This is a genomic window from Falsihalocynthiibacter sp. SS001 (assembly GCF_042445055.1).
In the GTDB taxonomy this organism is placed as follows: domain Bacteria; phylum Pseudomonadota; class Alphaproteobacteria; order Rhodobacterales; family Rhodobacteraceae; genus Falsihalocynthiibacter.
Genome location: NZ_CP170339.1, coordinates 1,695,858 through 1,712,536, shown reverse-complemented (window position 1 = coordinate 1,712,536; position 16,679 = coordinate 1,695,858). Strand labels below are relative to the sequence as shown.

14 protein-coding genes are annotated in these 16,679 nt (G+C 54.3%); 6 read left to right on the top strand and 8 right to left on the bottom strand.

Going from position 1 to position 16,679, the window contains the following annotated elements:
- Position 1 precedes the first annotated feature (1 nt).
- The 8 genes from bamA to pyrH all read right to left on the bottom strand — a co-directional run bounded on the left by bamA (position 2) and on the right by pyrH (position 8,145).
- The gene (gene bamA, locus ACFE33_RS08235) at positions 2-2,368 is read right to left on the bottom strand and encodes an outer membrane protein assembly factor BamA (RefSeq protein ID WP_380052175.1); all 2,367 of its coding nucleotides are present in this window, start codon (positions 2,366-2,368) and stop codon (positions 2-4) included.
- Positions 2,369-2,535: 167 nt separating this feature from the next.
- Positions 2,536-2,670 (bottom strand): hypothetical protein, encoded by a 135-nt coding sequence (locus ACFE33_RS08230; RefSeq protein ID WP_380052172.1) that lies wholly within the window; start codon positions 2,668-2,670, stop codon positions 2,536-2,538.
- Positions 2,671-2,739: 69 nt separating this feature from the next.
- The gene (rseP, locus tag ACFE33_RS08225) at positions 2,740-4,077 is read right to left on the bottom strand and encodes an RIP metalloprotease RseP (RefSeq protein WP_380052169.1); all 1,338 of its coding nucleotides are present in this window, start codon (positions 4,075-4,077) and stop codon (positions 2,740-2,742) included.
- 23 nt (positions 4,078-4,100) lie between these two features.
- Positions 4,101-5,279, bottom strand: a complete 1,179-nt coding sequence (dxr, locus tag ACFE33_RS08220; protein ID WP_380052166.1) for a 1-deoxy-D-xylulose-5-phosphate reductoisomerase — start codon at positions 5,277-5,279, stop codon at positions 4,101-4,103.
- 2 nt (positions 5,280-5,281) lie between these two features.
- A complete protein-coding gene (locus ACFE33_RS08215) occupies positions 5,282-5,980 on the bottom strand; it encodes a phosphatidate cytidylyltransferase (protein ID WP_380052163.1) in 699 nt (232 codons plus the stop codon).
- Positions 5,977-6,699 (bottom strand): polyprenyl diphosphate synthase, encoded by a 723-nt coding sequence (gene uppS, locus ACFE33_RS08210; RefSeq protein ID WP_380052160.1) that lies wholly within the window; start codon positions 6,697-6,699, stop codon positions 5,977-5,979. The genes ACFE33_RS08215 and uppS overlap by 4 nt, the downstream gene beginning before the upstream one ends.
- A 24-nt stretch (positions 6,700-6,723) precedes the next feature.
- A complete protein-coding gene (frr, locus tag ACFE33_RS08205) occupies positions 6,724-7,287 on the bottom strand; it encodes a ribosome recycling factor (RefSeq protein WP_380052157.1) in 564 nt (187 codons plus the stop codon).
- A gap of 111 nt (positions 7,288-7,398) precedes the next feature.
- Positions 7,399-8,145 (bottom strand): UMP kinase, encoded by a 747-nt coding sequence (pyrH, locus tag ACFE33_RS08200; RefSeq protein ID WP_380052154.1) that lies wholly within the window; start codon positions 8,143-8,145, stop codon positions 7,399-7,401.
- 146 nt (positions 8,146-8,291) lie between these two features.
- On the opposite strand from pyrH, the gene miaA reads away from it, so the two are divergent.
- The 6 genes from miaA (at position 8,292) to ACFE33_RS08170 (ending at position 16,679) form a co-directional block, all read left to right on the top strand.
- A complete protein-coding gene (miaA, locus tag ACFE33_RS08195; RefSeq protein WP_380052151.1) occupies positions 8,292-9,164 on the top strand; it encodes a tRNA (adenosine(37)-N6)-dimethylallyltransferase MiaA in 873 nt (290 codons plus the stop codon).
- A gap of 247 nt (positions 9,165-9,411) precedes the next feature.
- Positions 9,412-10,320, top strand: coding sequence for an AraC family transcriptional regulator (locus ACFE33_RS08190; protein ID WP_380052148.1), 909 nt, complete (start codon positions 9,412-9,414; stop codon positions 10,318-10,320).
- 243 nt (positions 10,321-10,563) lie between these two features.
- Positions 10,564-12,219, top strand: a complete 1,656-nt coding sequence (locus ACFE33_RS08185; RefSeq protein ID WP_380052145.1) for an ABC transporter substrate-binding protein — start codon at positions 10,564-10,566, stop codon at positions 12,217-12,219.
- Between the two features lie 98 nt (positions 12,220-12,317).
- On the top strand, positions 12,318-13,400 hold the full coding sequence (locus tag ACFE33_RS08180; protein ID WP_380052142.1) for an ABC transporter permease: 1,083 nt from the start codon (positions 12,318-12,320) through the stop codon (positions 13,398-13,400).
- 9 nt (positions 13,401-13,409) lie between these two features.
- Complete coding sequence (locus ACFE33_RS08175) at positions 13,410-14,600, top strand: ABC transporter permease (protein WP_380052139.1); 1,191 nt, start codon at positions 13,410-13,412, stop codon at positions 14,598-14,600.
- A gap of 3 nt (positions 14,601-14,603) precedes the next feature.
- Complete coding sequence (locus ACFE33_RS08170; RefSeq protein ID WP_380052136.1) at positions 14,604-16,679, top strand: dipeptide ABC transporter ATP-binding protein; 2,076 nt, start codon at positions 14,604-14,606, stop codon at positions 16,677-16,679.

The following is a 16,679-nucleotide window of genomic DNA, read 5'->3' as shown; positions in this document are numbered from 1 at the left end:
TTTAGAACTTGGTCGAGATTGTAAGCTCAAAGGGTTCTTCAACATCATAATCTTTCTTCTTGAGCGCCTTGGTAAAGTTAAAGCGCAGCGGTCCAAGCGGTGTGTCCCAATAGAGCGCAAAACCAATAACCGAGCGCAAGTAGAAATCATCATCCACGGTACAATCCGCAACGGGACATGCCGCCCCTGTCGGACCGCCCGCAGTATCATCCAGCCCCCAATAAGAACCCGTATCCAGGAACAAGCCGCCCGAGATCCCGTATTCCTCAGGAAGGCCAATCGGGAAATCAGCCTCAAGACGCAGCACCGCAAAGAAGTTACCGCCAAGCGAGTCCTGATTTGGTGCGTTCAGATCACGCGGACCGACACCAAAGTTTTCGAAGCCGCGCATGATGCGAGTGTTCTGGGCAAAGCGGTCGGTGATCTTGGTTTCACCGTCATTATAAACCTTAACGGCACCACCCTCAACAATCGCACGGACCTGTACGAGATCGTCAAATATCGAGGCCTGCGCGCCCATAAATCCGGTTGCGCGCATGAACGGATCGGTATCGTTGAAACCGAAGTTCTGCGTGAATCGCACAACATAGCTGATGTCCTCGTCAATCTTACTTCTGCGCGAGTCAAAGGAGTAGAAGTATCCGAAGCTGTTATCCAGACGCTCGCCTTCATCCTTGGTGACCAAGCGCGAACTGTCAGGGCTGGTTTCAGAGAGCTTGGTATTCAAGATACGGTAACGCAAGCCAAGGCGGCCGCGTTCGCTGAGTGGGAACTCGATAGACGGCGAGAAGGTATCGCGCACGGTCTTATATTGTTGGGTCGAGTTTGTTGTCGTGCGGTGGCCGATGTCTGCGTCAAACTTTAAGTCACGCCCAAAGAGGAACGGTTCGGTAAAGCCAAAGACATAGGACTGTTCTTCTGCAACCGTATTGATGTTAAAGCTCAGTGTTTGACCACGACCAAGAAGGTTAGTCTGGGTATAGCCCAAGTTAATGCCGGGACCGTCGTTGGTGCTATAGGCAAGACCAAGCGTTAGCGCACCAGTCGTTGTTTCTTCAACGTCCACGTCAACGATCACACGGTCGGGGCTGCTGCCTTCGCGCGTTTCAACCTGCACATCCTCAAAGTAACCGAGCGCACGAATGCGATCTGCAGAGTGGCTGATTTCACGCGGGTTAAATGGATCACCTTCAACCGAGCGGAACTGTTGGCGCACGACGCGATCCAACGTGGTTGTGTTACCCTCGATATCAATCCGCTCAACAAAAACACGTGGACCACGTACGAGCACAAAGTTCACATCAATCGTGCGCTCGCGCGCATTGCGGATAACCCGCGGCTCAACACGAACAAAGTCCAACCCGTCCTTAAGGGCCTTATTCTCCATACGGGTGATCGCCGCATCAATGTATGCTGGGTTAAACGATCTGCCCGATCTGATTTTGATCAGCCTTTGATACGGAGCAGGATTTAGATTTGGAATCTCCGAGGTAACGGCAAAGCGGCCAAAGCTGAACTGCTGCCCCTCTTGAATGCGGAACGTGAGGAAAACGCCATCCCGTTCACGCGCCAATTCACTTGCGACCGAAACAGTCTGAAAGTCCACAAATCCGCGCGCGGTATAGAAATCGGTCAGGCTTTGCTTATCAAACTCGATCCGATCAGCAACAAATGTGTCGGATTTTACGAATGTACGGAACAGCCCAGCTTGTTTAGTTTCAAGCACACTACGCAAGCGACGGTCGCTAAATGCGCGGTTGCCAACGAACCTAAGGCGCTCAACATCAACAACTTTGCCTTCTGTTACTTCGAAAACCAGATCAACACGGTTGTCCGAGCGACGAATGATTTTTGGGGTCACGGTTGCCGCCAAACGACCACCGACTTCATAGGCCTCAACCAGCGCTGCGGCGTCTTGCTCCGCCAACGTCGGATTATACACCAGACGCGGCTGTGAACGCACAACGGTGAAAAGCGCGTCATCCTTGAGGCGTTTATTCCCCTCAATCGCAATTCGGTTCACGGTGGGATACTCAACAACACGAACGTCCAGCACGTTGCCGCGTGGTGTGATCTCGGCGGATTCGAACAAACCAGAGCCGATCAGATTTTGGTAGGCTGCGTTAAGCTCGCCCCCGCTGAGGCTCTGTCCGCTTTGAATACCCAAGTAATTAATGATGGTCGCGGAATCGACGCGGACGTTTCCGTCAATATTGACGGACTTAAATCGATAGTCCTGCGCCTTCGCAGCTTGAGGCGTCGCAATTAACGCCGTTGTCAAAATAAGAAGAAAAACAGCTAGGAATTGGCGTACTGCCCTTCCAAACGTCGCAATGCTTCCCGGAGCACCGGCGGTGAAATTGCTCATGGACCCTCATCCGTATTAATTATTGTTGTAAAATGACTATCGGCAATCTGACGTTATGTCAAAAATAACAAAGCGCCCCGTAGGACGCTTCGCGAAAACTTTTTTATTGACGTGTGATCTATGACACGAAAAGGCCCTATTTTACCTTTTTCGCCACGCCTTTTGCGTCAAAGCGCCAGAGCGTTGGCAATAAATGCGCCCGTCATCAATGCTACGGTCAAAGCACCGAATGCCAAAAGACGATCATAATTAAGCCCCAGCAACAGGGCAAAACCTCTGTATCCGTTCGTTAATGTCCGCATGATGCACCTCGTTCTTTGCCTTCACCCAATAGGTAGGCAAAAAATGTGTCACAAATGGGGCGGCCACGACTAACAGAATAGATCGGTGAATATTCCAAGCGACATAAGCGAAAGCACAAGTCCGAGGCCAACAGTCATCAGCCCGCGCATCCACGCATCACTTGGCGGCTTACCTGTAACGGCCTCATAGGCATAGAAAACAAGGTGCCCACCATCCAACACAGGAATCGGGAACAGGTTCATCAAACCGATCGCAGTTGAAATAATCGCGATGAAGCTGATGAAATTGTCGATCCCGCCCTGCGCAGCCTGACCACTCACCTTCGCAATCCCGATCGGCCCCGAGATGTTACAAGTCGAAATTTTGCCGACGATCATATGATACATGCCCGAGAGCGATTGCGTAATCACGCGCTCTGTGGCCGTAACCCCTAGCTTTAGCGCCTCAAAGGGGCCGGTCGTTTCATTTGCGGGCGTAAAGGCATAACGACTGCTAATCCCGATCAGCCAACGTGTTTCAAATCCACCATCGGCAAGCGGCAAGTCAGTGCGCTTTGCCTGAAGAACAAAGGGAAGCTCTTGCCCGTTACGCCACACCAAGAGGTCCATTGGGGCGCCCTGCGTCGCTTCGACAATTGGGATAAGTTGGCCAAAGTATGAGATCGGCGTGCCGTCAACAGAGAGGATCACATCCCCCTCCTTCAATCCCGCCTCGTGTGCCGCGCTATCGGGCGATACGGCGCTGACCAAAGCTGGCTGAAGTTGTGGCCCAAGTACGGTCATGTCCACGCCATCGCGCGTGATTTCATAGTTCAGAAGTGATGCGTTGGTCTTGAGTGCTTCGAACGTATCAGGAAGGTCATCGCCACTCTCGAGCGACATCCCCTCAACCGACCGAAGAATATCACCTGCACGCAGATCGCCCGTTCCTCCTGGTAATTCAATAACTTCTGCGACAGTCAACGGCGTTTTCTCGACACCGACAGTCATCGCCAAACCTGCGAAAATCAGGATTGATAGCGCAAAGTTGAAAATCGGCCCCGCCGCAACGGTTGCCACGCGCGCCCAAAGTGGTGCGCCGTGCATCGTGTGGCGTAATTCTTCGTCGGAGAGGCCCTGCATCGCCTCGCCATCTTTGCCGCTGGCCGCATTCGCGTCGCCACGGAACTTGACGTAACCACCAAAAGGAAGCGCGGCGATTTGCCATTTCGTGCCGCGGCTATCCACGCGACTGAACAGAACCTTGCCAAAGCCAAGCGAAAACACATCTGCATGAATCCCCGACCAGCGCCCTACGATATAGTGCCCATATTCGTGAATCGCGACGATCACCGAGATAACGACAACAAACGCCAGCAGGGTGAACACACCACCACCCAAAGAAGAGAAAATAGTCGAAAAATCCAAGATATGTCCTTACTTGTGCTTCATTATTTGCGCAGCAGCGGCACCGCTTCTCGTGCCCATCTGCGTGCAAGTTGGTCCGCTTTGAACACATCATCAAGGGGGATCACAGCATCTTTATGACCCTCGGCGGATTTCGCCCAGTGACGCTCAAGAACCTTCGTAACCAATTGCGCCATATCCTGAAAGCCGATCTCGCCCGCAATAAACAGATCGAGCGCGTATTCCTTGGCGGCATTGAACATCGCCCCCGAGGCCCCACCGCGCCGCATAACCTCGCCCGCTAGCGGTAAAGCAGGCCAGCGCACGGGATCAGGATCCTGAAATTCAAGCCTTCCAATTTTTGCGAGATCAAGGCGCTCCACAGGAAGCTCGGCACGATTGGGCCAATTCAAGGCATAACCGATTGCGTGACGCATATCCGGCGGCCCCACGTGCGCCATCAAGCCTCCATCCACAAATCCAACCAACGCGTGCACCAGACTTTGTGGATGCACAAGTGTTTCGATCTTGTCAGGCGAAATTCCGAAAAACTCTTTTGTTTCAATTATCTCCATCGCCTTGTTAAACATAGACGCCGAGTCAATTGTGATCCTTTGGCCCATGTCCCAATTCGGATGCGCGCTGGCCTGAGCCACCGTTGCTGTCGCGAGCTTTTCTAGCGGCCAATCACGCAGGGCACCGCCGCTAGCGGTGATAATCACACGCTCGACCGCTTGGATATCTTCGCCAACCAGAGCTTGAAAAACTGCGGAATGCTCGCTGTCGACAGGTAGGATTGTTGCGCCATATTTTCGCGCCTCTGCCATAAGCAACGGACCTGCGGTGACAAGGCTCTCTTTGTTCGCAAGCGCCAGAACCCCACCGTTCCGCAGTGCACGCAAACCCGGCGCAAGCCCCGCCGCTCCGACAATAGCGCTCATGCACCAGTCGGTTGGACGATCCGCCGCCTCAAGCAACGCCTGATCGCCTGCCGCGACCTCAATGCCAGTTCCAGCCAGAACTGCGCGTAGATCAGGAAGCGCCTCCTCAAATCCTGTAACGGCAATTTCCGCTTTTAGATCAATCGCATCCCGTGCGAGTTGGGCAACATTCCGCCCCCCCGTAAGAGCAACAACATCATAACGTTCGGGCGCACGTTTGAGCAGGTCAATCGTCGACTGACCAATAGAACCCGTAGCTCCGAAAACAGAAACGCGCCGCATCTCTAGCCGCCAAAATACGATGAAATCACAATGAACAGCCCCGCCACGGCTCCAACGCCCACCATGCCGTCAAAGCGGTCCAGAACGCCGCCATGGCCCGGAATGAGGTTGGAGCTGTCTTTAATACTGTAGCGCCTCTTCAACGCACTCTCGACAATATCGCCAAGCTGCGCTGCAAATGCCAAGAGGACAAAACCAATCACGGTCAGCACAGGGGATGCGCTTACGAGTACGATATCCTTGGTGATATCCATCGTCGACGCAATCACGCCAAAGATCCCCGCCGCAACCCAGCCCGCGATTGTGCCAGCCCATGTTTTCTTGGGGCTAATGCGGGGCCAGAACTTTGGTCCACCAATTGCTTTGCCTGCGAAATACCCGAAAATATCCGACAAGATCACAATCACAAACAGAACGAAGATCGCCCAGACACCATCAGGTCGATTGCGCAGGTAGATAAATGCACAGGAAGCGACAGTGATCGCGAGGCTATAGGCAAAGAAAATGCCCCAGTCCCTTCCCTCACGAATTGCAGGCCGCGCCATGCGCAGGAGTTCCCACAACATCGCGGCCAAGCACACTAGGATCAGAACTGAAAAGGCAACACCGCCATAATACGTCGCCGTGATTCCTACGGTTGCCATGACAATTGCCGACAAGGTGCGCGGCAATAGATCAGACCATTTCGACGCAATACTCATGAGGTCACCGCACCGAAACGTCGCTCGCGAGCTCCGAAACGGGATAGTATCTCGCCAAAGACTTCGTTTGTGAAATCTGGCCAGAGAACCTCAGTAAATTCATATTCGGAATAGGCCGACTGCCACAGAAGGAAATTGGAGATGCGCGCCTCTCCCGACGTACGGATAACCAGATCGGGATCAGGGAGAACGCGGGTGTCCAAGAATTGCGCAAGTGTTTCGACATCGACGGACTCTGGGTCAAGCTTCCCTGCCGCGACCTCGCGAGCCATGCGTTTGGTTGCGCGCGCTACCTCGTCGCGGCCACCATAATTTAGCGCGATTGTTAGGTGGACATGATCATTCTCGGCGGTGAGCGTTTCCAAATCATCCATTAGTTTCTGTAACTTAGGATCAAGCCGCAAGCGATCACCAATGAAGCGCACGCGAACACCACGCTTAAGAAGCGCTTGCGCCTCGCGTTGGATATAGCGGCGAAACAAACTCATAAGGCCCGCGACTTCGCTCTGGGTGCGCTTCCAGTTCTCGGTCGAGAAAGCGAAAATCGTCAGGTACTTAACACCGAAGTCAGGACAGGCCTCTACGATCTCGCGCACACGCTTTGCGCCCGCGTGATGCCCAAACAAACGTGGACGTCCGCGTTTTTGCGCCCATCGACCATTGCCATCCATAATGATCGCAACGTGGTGCGGACCACTGGTTTCGCTAATATGGGCCAACGGGCGCCTTTCCTTCTCGCAAGCCTAAACCTGCATGATCTCAGCTTGTTTATTCTCCAGAGCGTCGTCAACTTGCCCAATAAAGCTATTGGTCAAATCCTGAACTTCGTCACTCCAGATCTTGTGATCGTCTTCGCTCATGCCGTCTGATTTGGCTTTCTTGAGCTGATCCATTCCGTCACGGCGCACATTGCGAACCGATACGCGCGCGTGCTCGGCATATTGTGCAGCAACGCGTGTAAGGTCCTTGCGGCGCTCCTCGTTGAGTTCGGGGATCGGAAGCATGATGATCGTGCCGTTAAGCTGTGGGTTGATGCCCAAGCCACTTTCGCGGATTGCCTTCTCGACAGGACCGACAAGCGCCTTATCCCAAACATTGATCGTCACCATGCGTGGCTCGGGCACGTTTACAGTACCGACCTGATTGATGGGGGTTTTTTGCCCATAGGCCTCAACCATGACCGGCTCAAGCATGCTCGCGGATGCACGCCCCGTGCGAAGCGATGCAAATTCCGTCCGCAGCGCGCTGATTGCACCATCCATGCGGCGTTTCAGGTCATCGAGGTCAATTTCGAATTCTTCAGACATTTTTTGCTCTTCTCTCTGAGGTCGTGCTTTTTTAGAAACTCATATCGTATGGCTGCACAGATGTATAGCCAACAGCCATCCACCGCCTATTTCGGCAGAAACACGGCAGGGTTAGCCGTGCACCTGTGTATAGGTGCCTTCGCCAGCCAGAATACCTTTAAAGCCGCCCGGTTCATCAAGCGAGAATACGATAATCGGCAAGTTATTGTCCCGCGCCAAGGCGATCGCGCTGGCATCCATCACGCCGAGGCGTTTTTGCAGGACATCGTCATAGCTTACGTCTTCATAGCGAACGGCATCGTCGTGTTTTGCAGGGTCTTTGTCATAGACACCGTCAACCTTGGTTCCCTTTAGGATCGCCTGACAGGACATCTCGTTCGCACGGAGTGTGGCGGCGGTATCCGTTGTGAAATAGGGGTTACCCGTTCCCGCAGCAAAGATACAAACACGCTTTTTCTCAAGGTGGCGCACGGCACGACGGCGAATATACGGCTCGCAGACCTGATCCATCGGAATAGCCGAGATCACACGCGTGTGGATGCCCTGCCCCTCAAGTGCGCTCTGCATCGCAAGCGCGTTCATAACGGTCGCAAGCATCCCCATATAGTCAGCAGTCGTACGCTCCATTCCCTGCGCGCTGCCTTGCAGTCCGCGGAAAATGTTGCCGCCACCGATGACCATGCAAATCTCGACACCCATATCGTGGACGATTTTTACTTCGCGCGCGATACGCTCAACGGTTGGGGGATGAAGGCCAAACCCCTGATCTCCCATCAGAGCCTCGCCTGAAATTTTCAGCATAACCCGCTTAAATGCCGGATTGTTTCCAGTGCGATCTTCCTCGCCAGAACCACTCATGCCGAAATCCCCTTTTACCAAATATGATCACTGTTTGCGTTAGGGGGCAAAATGTCTCAAAACGGACCCAGTTTCAACGGCTAAACGGTACGCAGGCCGACACTGGCCCAGATTTTTTACGCAGAGACCAACAGGAGCGTCGCGTCGTGCTTGAGATAAAAGATATTGCACCCGACCAACCCGTGCTGATTGCGGGGCCTACGGCCTCTGGGAAATCTGCGTTGGCACTCGAAATTGTGGCGCGTCAGGGCGGCAAAATCGTCAATGCTGATGCGCTACAGGTCTATGATGGCTGGAATATTCTGACTGCGCGCCCCCCTGCCGAAGACTTGGCCGCCGCGCCGCATACGCTCTACGGACACGTGCCATTTAATCAGGCGTACTCGGTCGGTCACTGGCTGCGCGACATAGAGCCACAGCTTGAAGGCGCGCGGCCCGTAATCGTAGGCGGCACGGGCCTCTACTTCCAAGCGCTGACCCAAGGCCTAGCGGAGATTCCCGCGACACCAGACGACATTCGCGCCCAAGCCGACATTCGCCGACTGGCCGAAGGGCATGAAGGGATGTTTGCCGAGCTTGATCCAGAGACCCAAAGCCGCGTTGATGCGCTCAACCCAATGCGGGTACAGCGCGCATGGGAAGTGCTACAAGCCACAGGAAAAGGCCTTGCGCATTGGCAAGACCAAACACCGGCGCCGCTCTTGGATCTAAGTAGCACCTATCCGATTGTCGTACAGGCGGATCGCGATTGGCTGGCGGAGCGGATTGAGCGGCGTTTTCACATGATGATGGAGCTTGGAGCGCTCGAGGAAGCGCGCGCGATGTTGCCGCACTGGGACCCGTGCTATCAATCTTCCAAGGCGATTGGCGCCCCCGAATTGATTTCCCACTTGCGCGGCGAACGCTCGCTTGAGGACGCAATTGAGGGTGCCATCATCGCGAGCCGCCAATATGCCAAACGGCAGCGAACATGGTTCCGAAGCAAAATGCGCAACTGGATTGAGCACACCCCTCACTAGTTTGATGCATTCGCGCAACGCCTGTGGATAACGATTCGATTTCATTCAATTTCGGACATTTTTCCCTTTGGTTCCGACGAAAAATGCCCCAAAACTACAAAAAACAAACACTGTCATTTTTTGGCGAAGCGGCTCCCCTAGCCCGGTATGGCCCTCCGCCCCTCTGATAAAGTGTATCTCATGGCGAGGAGCAGTCCGCGTCTAGAATGTGAATGCCCGCTGCCTGCGGCAACAAAATGGACGTGACATGACGCAAGAAACGCCTCTTCAGTCGACACCGAACTCTTTGTCAGCATATGTGACGATGCCATCGGCAACACCACTTCGCCGCACCAAGAGCGCACCTCCAACGCTTCAAGCTGTTCCGAAATCTCCACCTGCCGAAGTTCGCCTGATACAAATCCCCCGTCTTGCCAAAGGTGGCCGCTGGCGTGTCGAAGCAATGCGGAGTTATTCCTCAGATGTGCTGCTTTGGTTTACGCGTGGCCAAGGCCGCATCACCGTTGCGGGCGTTACATCTGGTTATGGAGCGCATAACGCGATCTTTATTCCGGCGGGTACAATGCACGGCTTTGAAGTTTCGAATATGGTATTTGGAACCGCGCTGTTTATTCCGAAGTCCGTTTCCGTCAACCTTCCCAAAGAACCGATGCACCTGCGCATCCGCGACTCTGGTCCGCAATCCGAGGTGACGAGCATACTTGAGAATATGCAGCGCGAGATCGAAGGTGACCGCCCAGAGCGTGGCGCCGCAATCCACCACCACACGGGCTTACTCTCGGTTTGGCTACAACGCCAGACGCTCCTCCACGCGCTTGAAGATACCGCGCCATCAGCGGGCCAGCGCCTTGCGATGAAATTTGCCGAGATGGTTGAGCAACACTATACCGACGGCATGTCTGTTGCTGAATACGCCAAGGCGCTGGGCGTAACGCCAACGCACCTGACGCGCGTATGCAACAAGGCCTGTGGCCGCCCTGCGCTTATGCTTCTGAACGACCGGCTCTTGTTTGAGGCACGCCGCCGCCTTGTGGAAACAGACGAGCCGATCCAGAAAGTCGCTGAGGATCTGGGCTTTCGCTCTGCTGCGTATTTTACGCGCGCATTCCAGCACCATATCGGCTGTACGCCCTCTACATTCCGTAAGCAAAACTAGAAAAATAACAAAATTTCATCCTTAACTTGCGGCGCTCGTTCTTCGGGCGCCGTTTCTTTATTTGTCGCAACGTGTCGTTTTTAGAATAGAAAAATGTCGCATTTAGACCGCGAAATGCCTTGATGTGCCGTTGACCCTCGTGGGCTAACATGCCTGTATAGGGAGGCTCGGTAAGGAAAAATGAATAAAAACAACTACAATCGAACGCCAACAAACGCTCGGTTCGCATGGGAGAGACCAAAGATGACCAACACGATCAACGGCAAACCGCTTCATTCAGCAGCGCTACAATACGCCGACGAATACAAATCCGGCACGATGGACCGACGAGAGTTTTTGGGACGTGCGACCGCTCTCGGGATGACAGGTGCTGCGGCCCTTTCGTTCATCGGTGCCACCCCTGCCAAGGCGCAAGCGACCCCCAAAATGGGCGGAACACTTCGCATTCAACAAGATGTACGCGCCATGAAAGAGCCGCGCCTCTATGATTGGTCAGAGCTTGGAAACGTAACGCGCGGGTTCCTTGAGTATCTGGTGAAGTACACCGCAGAAGGCACATTTGAGCCTGTGCTTCTTGAGAGCTGGGAAGTGAATGAAGACGCAACAGAATACGTTCTAAACCTCCGCCAAGGCGTGACGTGGAACAATGGCGACGCCTTCACCGCCGCGGATGTTGCGCGCAACATCGAAGACTGGTGCGACGGGACGGTTGAGGGCAACTCAATGGCGACCCGCTTTGAGGTTCTTCAAGATCCTGACACCAACAAGATTGCCGAAGGTGCCGTTGAAGTAACCGACGATCACACCGTGCTTCTGCATTTGAAGCGTCCGGATATTACGCTCATCCCGAGCATGGCGGACTACCCTGCGGCGATCGTGCATGAATCGCTTAATCACGGGAATCCGTTCGACAATCCCATCGGCACCGGCCCCTACCTGCCCGAGAGTTTCGCGGTTGGCGAGCGCTGTGTGTTGGTTCGGAACGAGAACCACAAATGGTGGAACGAGGGCAACGGCGCCTATCTGGACCGGATTGAGTTCATCGACTATGGCACCGATCCCGCGTCTTGGGTTGCCGCCTTTGAATCCGAAGAGGTCGATACCAACTATCAGACAACTGGTGAGTACATCGATATCCTCGACGACCTAGGACTTGAGAAATCGTCTGCTGTAACAGCGGCCACACTTGTGACGCGCCCGAACCAGGTTGCCGAAGTGGATGGCATGGTGCCCTACGCCAAGGCCAGCGTGCGCCGCGCATTGGCGATGGCCGTCGATAACTCGGTTGTCCTTGAGTTAGGATATAACAACCTCGGCGAAGTGGCCGAGAACCATCACGTTTGTCCCATTCACCCTGAATATGCCAAACTTCCCAAGCAGGAATATGATCCCGAAGGCGCGCTTGCCATCATGCAAGAAGAAGGCATGGCCGACTTTGAACATGAAATCATCTCGATTGACGATGGCTTTAACAAAGACACATCAGACGCAATCGCCGCACAGCTTCGTGATGCGGGTATGAAGGTAAAGCGCACCATCCTTCCGGGCGCAACATACTGGAACGATTGGGCAAAATTCCCGTTCAGCTCTACCGAATGGAACCAGCGCCCGCTTGGCGTTCAGGTTCTGGTGCTGGCATACAAGGGTGGCGTTGCATGGAACGAAACAGGTTTTGCCAACGCAGAGTTTGACGCCCTCCTCGAAGAGAGCCTCGCGATTGCCGATGCGGACAAGCGCCGCGTTATCATGGAAAAGCTCGAACGCATCATGCAGGACGAAGGCGTTACGCTTCAGCCGTTCTGGCGCTCGCTCTTCCGTCACTCTGTTCCGGGCTTGATTGGTGACGATATGCATCCGCAGTTCGAAATCCATTACCAAAACATGGGTTGGGAAGCCTAGACCCAAGGGTTTACTATTGGAGGGCGTCCGCACGGGCGCCCTTCTTTCCTGCTGCATCTCGGGATTTGCCGTAACCGGCACCCCTAACTAGGAATATCATGGGTATTTTTATCCTTCGCCGCGTCGGAATAATGATTTTGACCGCGCTTTGCCTCACCTTCATTGTGTTCTTTCTAACGAACCTCAGCCCCAACCTTGAGAAACTCGCCAAGAGTCAGGGGTCGGTGCGTATGGAAGATGCACAAGTGGAAAGCTGGCTTGCCAAGAACGGTTTTGAACGATCGCTTCTTGTGCGCTATGGCGAATGGATTGGCGTTGTGCCGGGCTGGACATATACAACCGATGACGGACGCCTGACGGGGCGCTGCATTGATCCGAACGCCTCGGATGAGGCCGACACCTACTGCGGACTGCTTCAGGGTGAATGGGGGACTTCGAGCGTGTTCAAAGAGGACGTTGGGCCACTCTTGGTCAAACGCCTGTCCTTAACTGGGATCCTGATGTTCTATGTCATGCTTGTAATGGTGCCAGCGGCGCTTTTTGTGGGCGTGATGGCTGGGATGCGAGAAGGAAGCCGCACCGACCGAGCGTTCTCGACCGTCTCTATTCTCTCGACCGCAACGCCCGAGTATGTTTCAGGCGTTATCCTTATTGCTCTCTTTGCATCCTCTGTAAGTGGCATCTCTCCTATCCTTGCGGAATGGGGATGGATCGAAAGCCGCACACTGTTTAAGGGGACTGCGACCTCGGCGGCAAAGGGGATTACATTCGCGAATTTCACCCTGCCCGTTATTACGATCGCCGCATATGGCATGGGATACATCGCTCGCATGACGCGCGCATCTATGGCCGAGGTCATGACCGCACAATACATCCGAACCGCCCGCCTCAAGGGGGTGAGCTTCCCGAACATCGTTATGAAACACGCGCTGCGCAATGCCCTGATTGCGCCATTCACGGTCATCATGCTTCAGTTTCCGTGGCTCTTGAACGGCGTGGTGATTGTCGAAACACTGTTTAATTACAAAGGCTTCGGCTGGACACTTGTTCAGGCCGCTAGCAACAATGACATTGACCTTCTTCTGGGCTGCTCGGTTGTGGCGGTTGTAGTCGTCCTTGTGACGCAGCTTATCTCGGACATCGGGTATGTCTATCTCAATCCACGTATCAGGCTGTCGTAGGGGATGGACATGGAAACACTTGGTTGGGGCGCGATTGCCCTTCGTATCATCCTTCAATTCACACCCGTTTGGATCGCGCTCGTGGTGGTTTTCGCGGTATCGATCCAGTTCAAACGGCGCCTTGGCCTCTATGGCAAAATGTTTGATAGCACCGCCGGAATGATCGGCTTTCTGCTGGTTATGTTCTGGGTGTTTACGGCCATATTCGGCGCGCTAGACATGATCGTTACGCATCCGCCGCTCGAACAGTATTCGGGTATGAAAAACAAAGTACCCGGAACGCCACTACCCGATGGGGAAGAAGGCTATCGTTACTTCCTGCTTGGCGGAGATAACCTTGCGCGTGACGTGTTCTCTCGCATGGTTGTCGGAAGTTGGGAGGTTCTCAAGATCGTTCCGCTGGCGACGATATTCGCCTTTATGGTTGGAATTACGCTTGGCCTTCCTGCGGGGTATTTCGGTGGCAAACTTGATACTGGCTTGTCCTTCGCTGCGAACCTTGTTCTGGCGTTTCCGGTGATCTTGCTGTTCTACCTCCTCGTGACACCCGAGATTGTCGAAACGGGCCTTCCAAGCTATCTCGCGGCGGTTCTGTTCCTGTTTCCACTGGTGTTTGCCGTTGTTATGCTCAATTTACGGCTGGCGACGGACCCCAGCAAACGCACGCTCTATATTGGATTGGTGCTTCTCTTTGGTGGCTGGGCCTATCTTTCGGTTCTAAGCCAACCGGGCAGTAAACTTGATTTCATGCCACGTGCGATTGATTTCTTCTCGTTACTGGGAAACACGCTGATCGTTTTCGTCGCCGTCGTATTCGTGAACGCCCCGACGGTATTTCGGATTGTGCGCGGCTTAGTGCTTGATATCAAAACCCGCGATTACGTCGCCGCGGCGCAAACGCGAGGAGAAGGGCCGTGGTATATCATGCTCTGGGAAATCCTACCGAATGCCCGTGGCCCGCTGATCGTCGATTTTTGCCTGCGGATCGGGTACACGACGATCCTATTAGGAACATTGGGCTTTTTCGGTCTTGGACTTGAGCCAGAAAGCCCAGACTGGGGATCAACCATTAACGACGGGCGGCGCTTACTTACGCGGTATCCACATGCGGCTCTTGCGCCCGCATTTGCCCTTATGAGCCTTGTCTTGGGGATGAACCTGTTGGCGGATGGCCTGCGCGAAGAAAGCCTTAAGGATTAGACCATGAATGATACATCCTACACAGGACCGATCCTTGAGATTGACCAACTGTCGATCAGCTTCTTTACCCGCGAGCGCGAAATCCCTGCGGTAATGGACTTTTCCTGTACCGTCATGCCAGGCGAAGCCATGGGCCTTGTGGGCGAGAGCGGCTGTGGCAAATCCACGGTCGCGCTGGGCGTGATGCAGGATCTCGGCGTAAATGGCCGCGTGACGGGCGGAACTATCCGATTTAAGGGACGTGACCTTGCCGAGCTAAACGACGAGGAATTGCGCGATCTGCGTGGCTCTGAAATCGCGATGATCTACCAAGAGCCGATGGCCAGCCTGAACCCTGCTATGAAGATCGGCGCGCAACTTATGGAGGTTCCGCTCATCCACGGGAACGCCTCCAAGAAAGAGGCTCGCGAACTTGCCCTGCAGGTTATAGAGGATGTCCAACTCCCTGATCCCAAACGCATAATGCGTAGTTATCCGCACCAACTGTCAGGTGGTCAGCAACAGCGGATCGTGATCGCGATGGCCCTGATGAGCAAGCCGAGCCTGCTTATTCTGGACGAACCAACCACCGCGCTCGATGTGACCGTCGAAGCGGGAATTGTCGAACTGGTGAAGGGGCTTGGCAAGAAATACGGTACGTCGATGTTGTTCATCTCGCACAACCTCGGTTTGGTGCTTGAGACCTGCGATCGTCTTTGTGTGATGTATTCGGGCGAAGCCGTTGAAACAGGCTCTATTGAGGACGTCTTCGACGATATGCGCCACCCGTATACACAGGCGCTTTTCCGTTCTATCCCCCTCCCCGGAGCAGATAAAAACGACCGCCCGCTCGTTGCAATCCCCGGTAACTTCCCGCTACCACATGAACGCCCTGACGGATGTAACTTTGGGCCACGCTGTGACTACTTTCAGGCAGGGCGCTGTGATGGCTCCACGATTCCCATGCGCAAGATCGCGGGCAACGACCGTCATGCCAGCCGCTGCCTCAGGTTCGATGCAATCGACTGGGATGCAATCCCCGAGGGAGGCCCCGAAACCAATCAGGAAGCGAGCGGAAAGCTTGTTCTAAAGGTCGACAATCTCAAGAAATACTACGAGGTCTCATCGTCCAATTTTGGCGGCCAGACGCGTTTGGTCAAGGCCAATGAATCCCTCAGTTTTGAAGCGTTTGAGGGCGAAACACTTGCCATTGTCGGGGAAAGTGGCTGTGGGAAATCCACCCTTGCGAAGGTTCTTATGGGCCTCGAGGAAGCAACCGATGGCCGCGCGGTTCTACTTGGCAACGAAATCCAATCCACCCCGATCGACCACCGCACATCCGAGCAGATTTCAAGCCTGCAGATGGTGTTCCAGAACCCCTTTGATACACTCAACCCCTCGATGACGATTGGTCGCCAGATCATTCGCGCACTTGAGGTGTTTCAAATCGGCAAGAATGACGCCGAGCGCGAGCAACGGATGCTGGAACTGCTGGATTTGGTAAAACTCCCGCGCGAATTTGCGGATCGAATGCCTAGGCAGCTCTCGGGTGGTCAGAAACAGCGCGTCGGAATTGCCCGCGCCTTTGCGGGTGATGCGCGGGTCGTGATTGCGGACGAACCGGTGTCGGCACTTGATGTGAGTGTTCAGGCGGCGGTAACCGACTTGCTCATGGACCTTCAGCGCAAACACAAAACTACACTCTTGTTCATCAGCCACGACCTCTCGATTGTGCGGTATCTAAGCGACCGCGTGATGGTGATGTATCTGGGCTACGTCGTCGAAATGGGCACCACCGATCAGGTATTTCAGCCCCCCTATCACCCCTATACCGAGGCCCTGCTATCGGCGGTTCCGATTGCCGACACATCAGTTGAGAGAGAGCAGATCGTGCTTGAGGGCGACATCCCTTCGGCAATCAATCCGCCCACTGGATGCCCGTTTCAGACACGTTGCCAATGGAAACAGCACGTCCCCAACAACCTCTGTGATCAGGAAGTACCGCCAGATGTGGACATCGCCGACGGGCATCGCATCAAGTGCCACCTCTCGGCCGATATTCTGGCCACGATGACACCTGTAATCAAAACATCTGGGTAG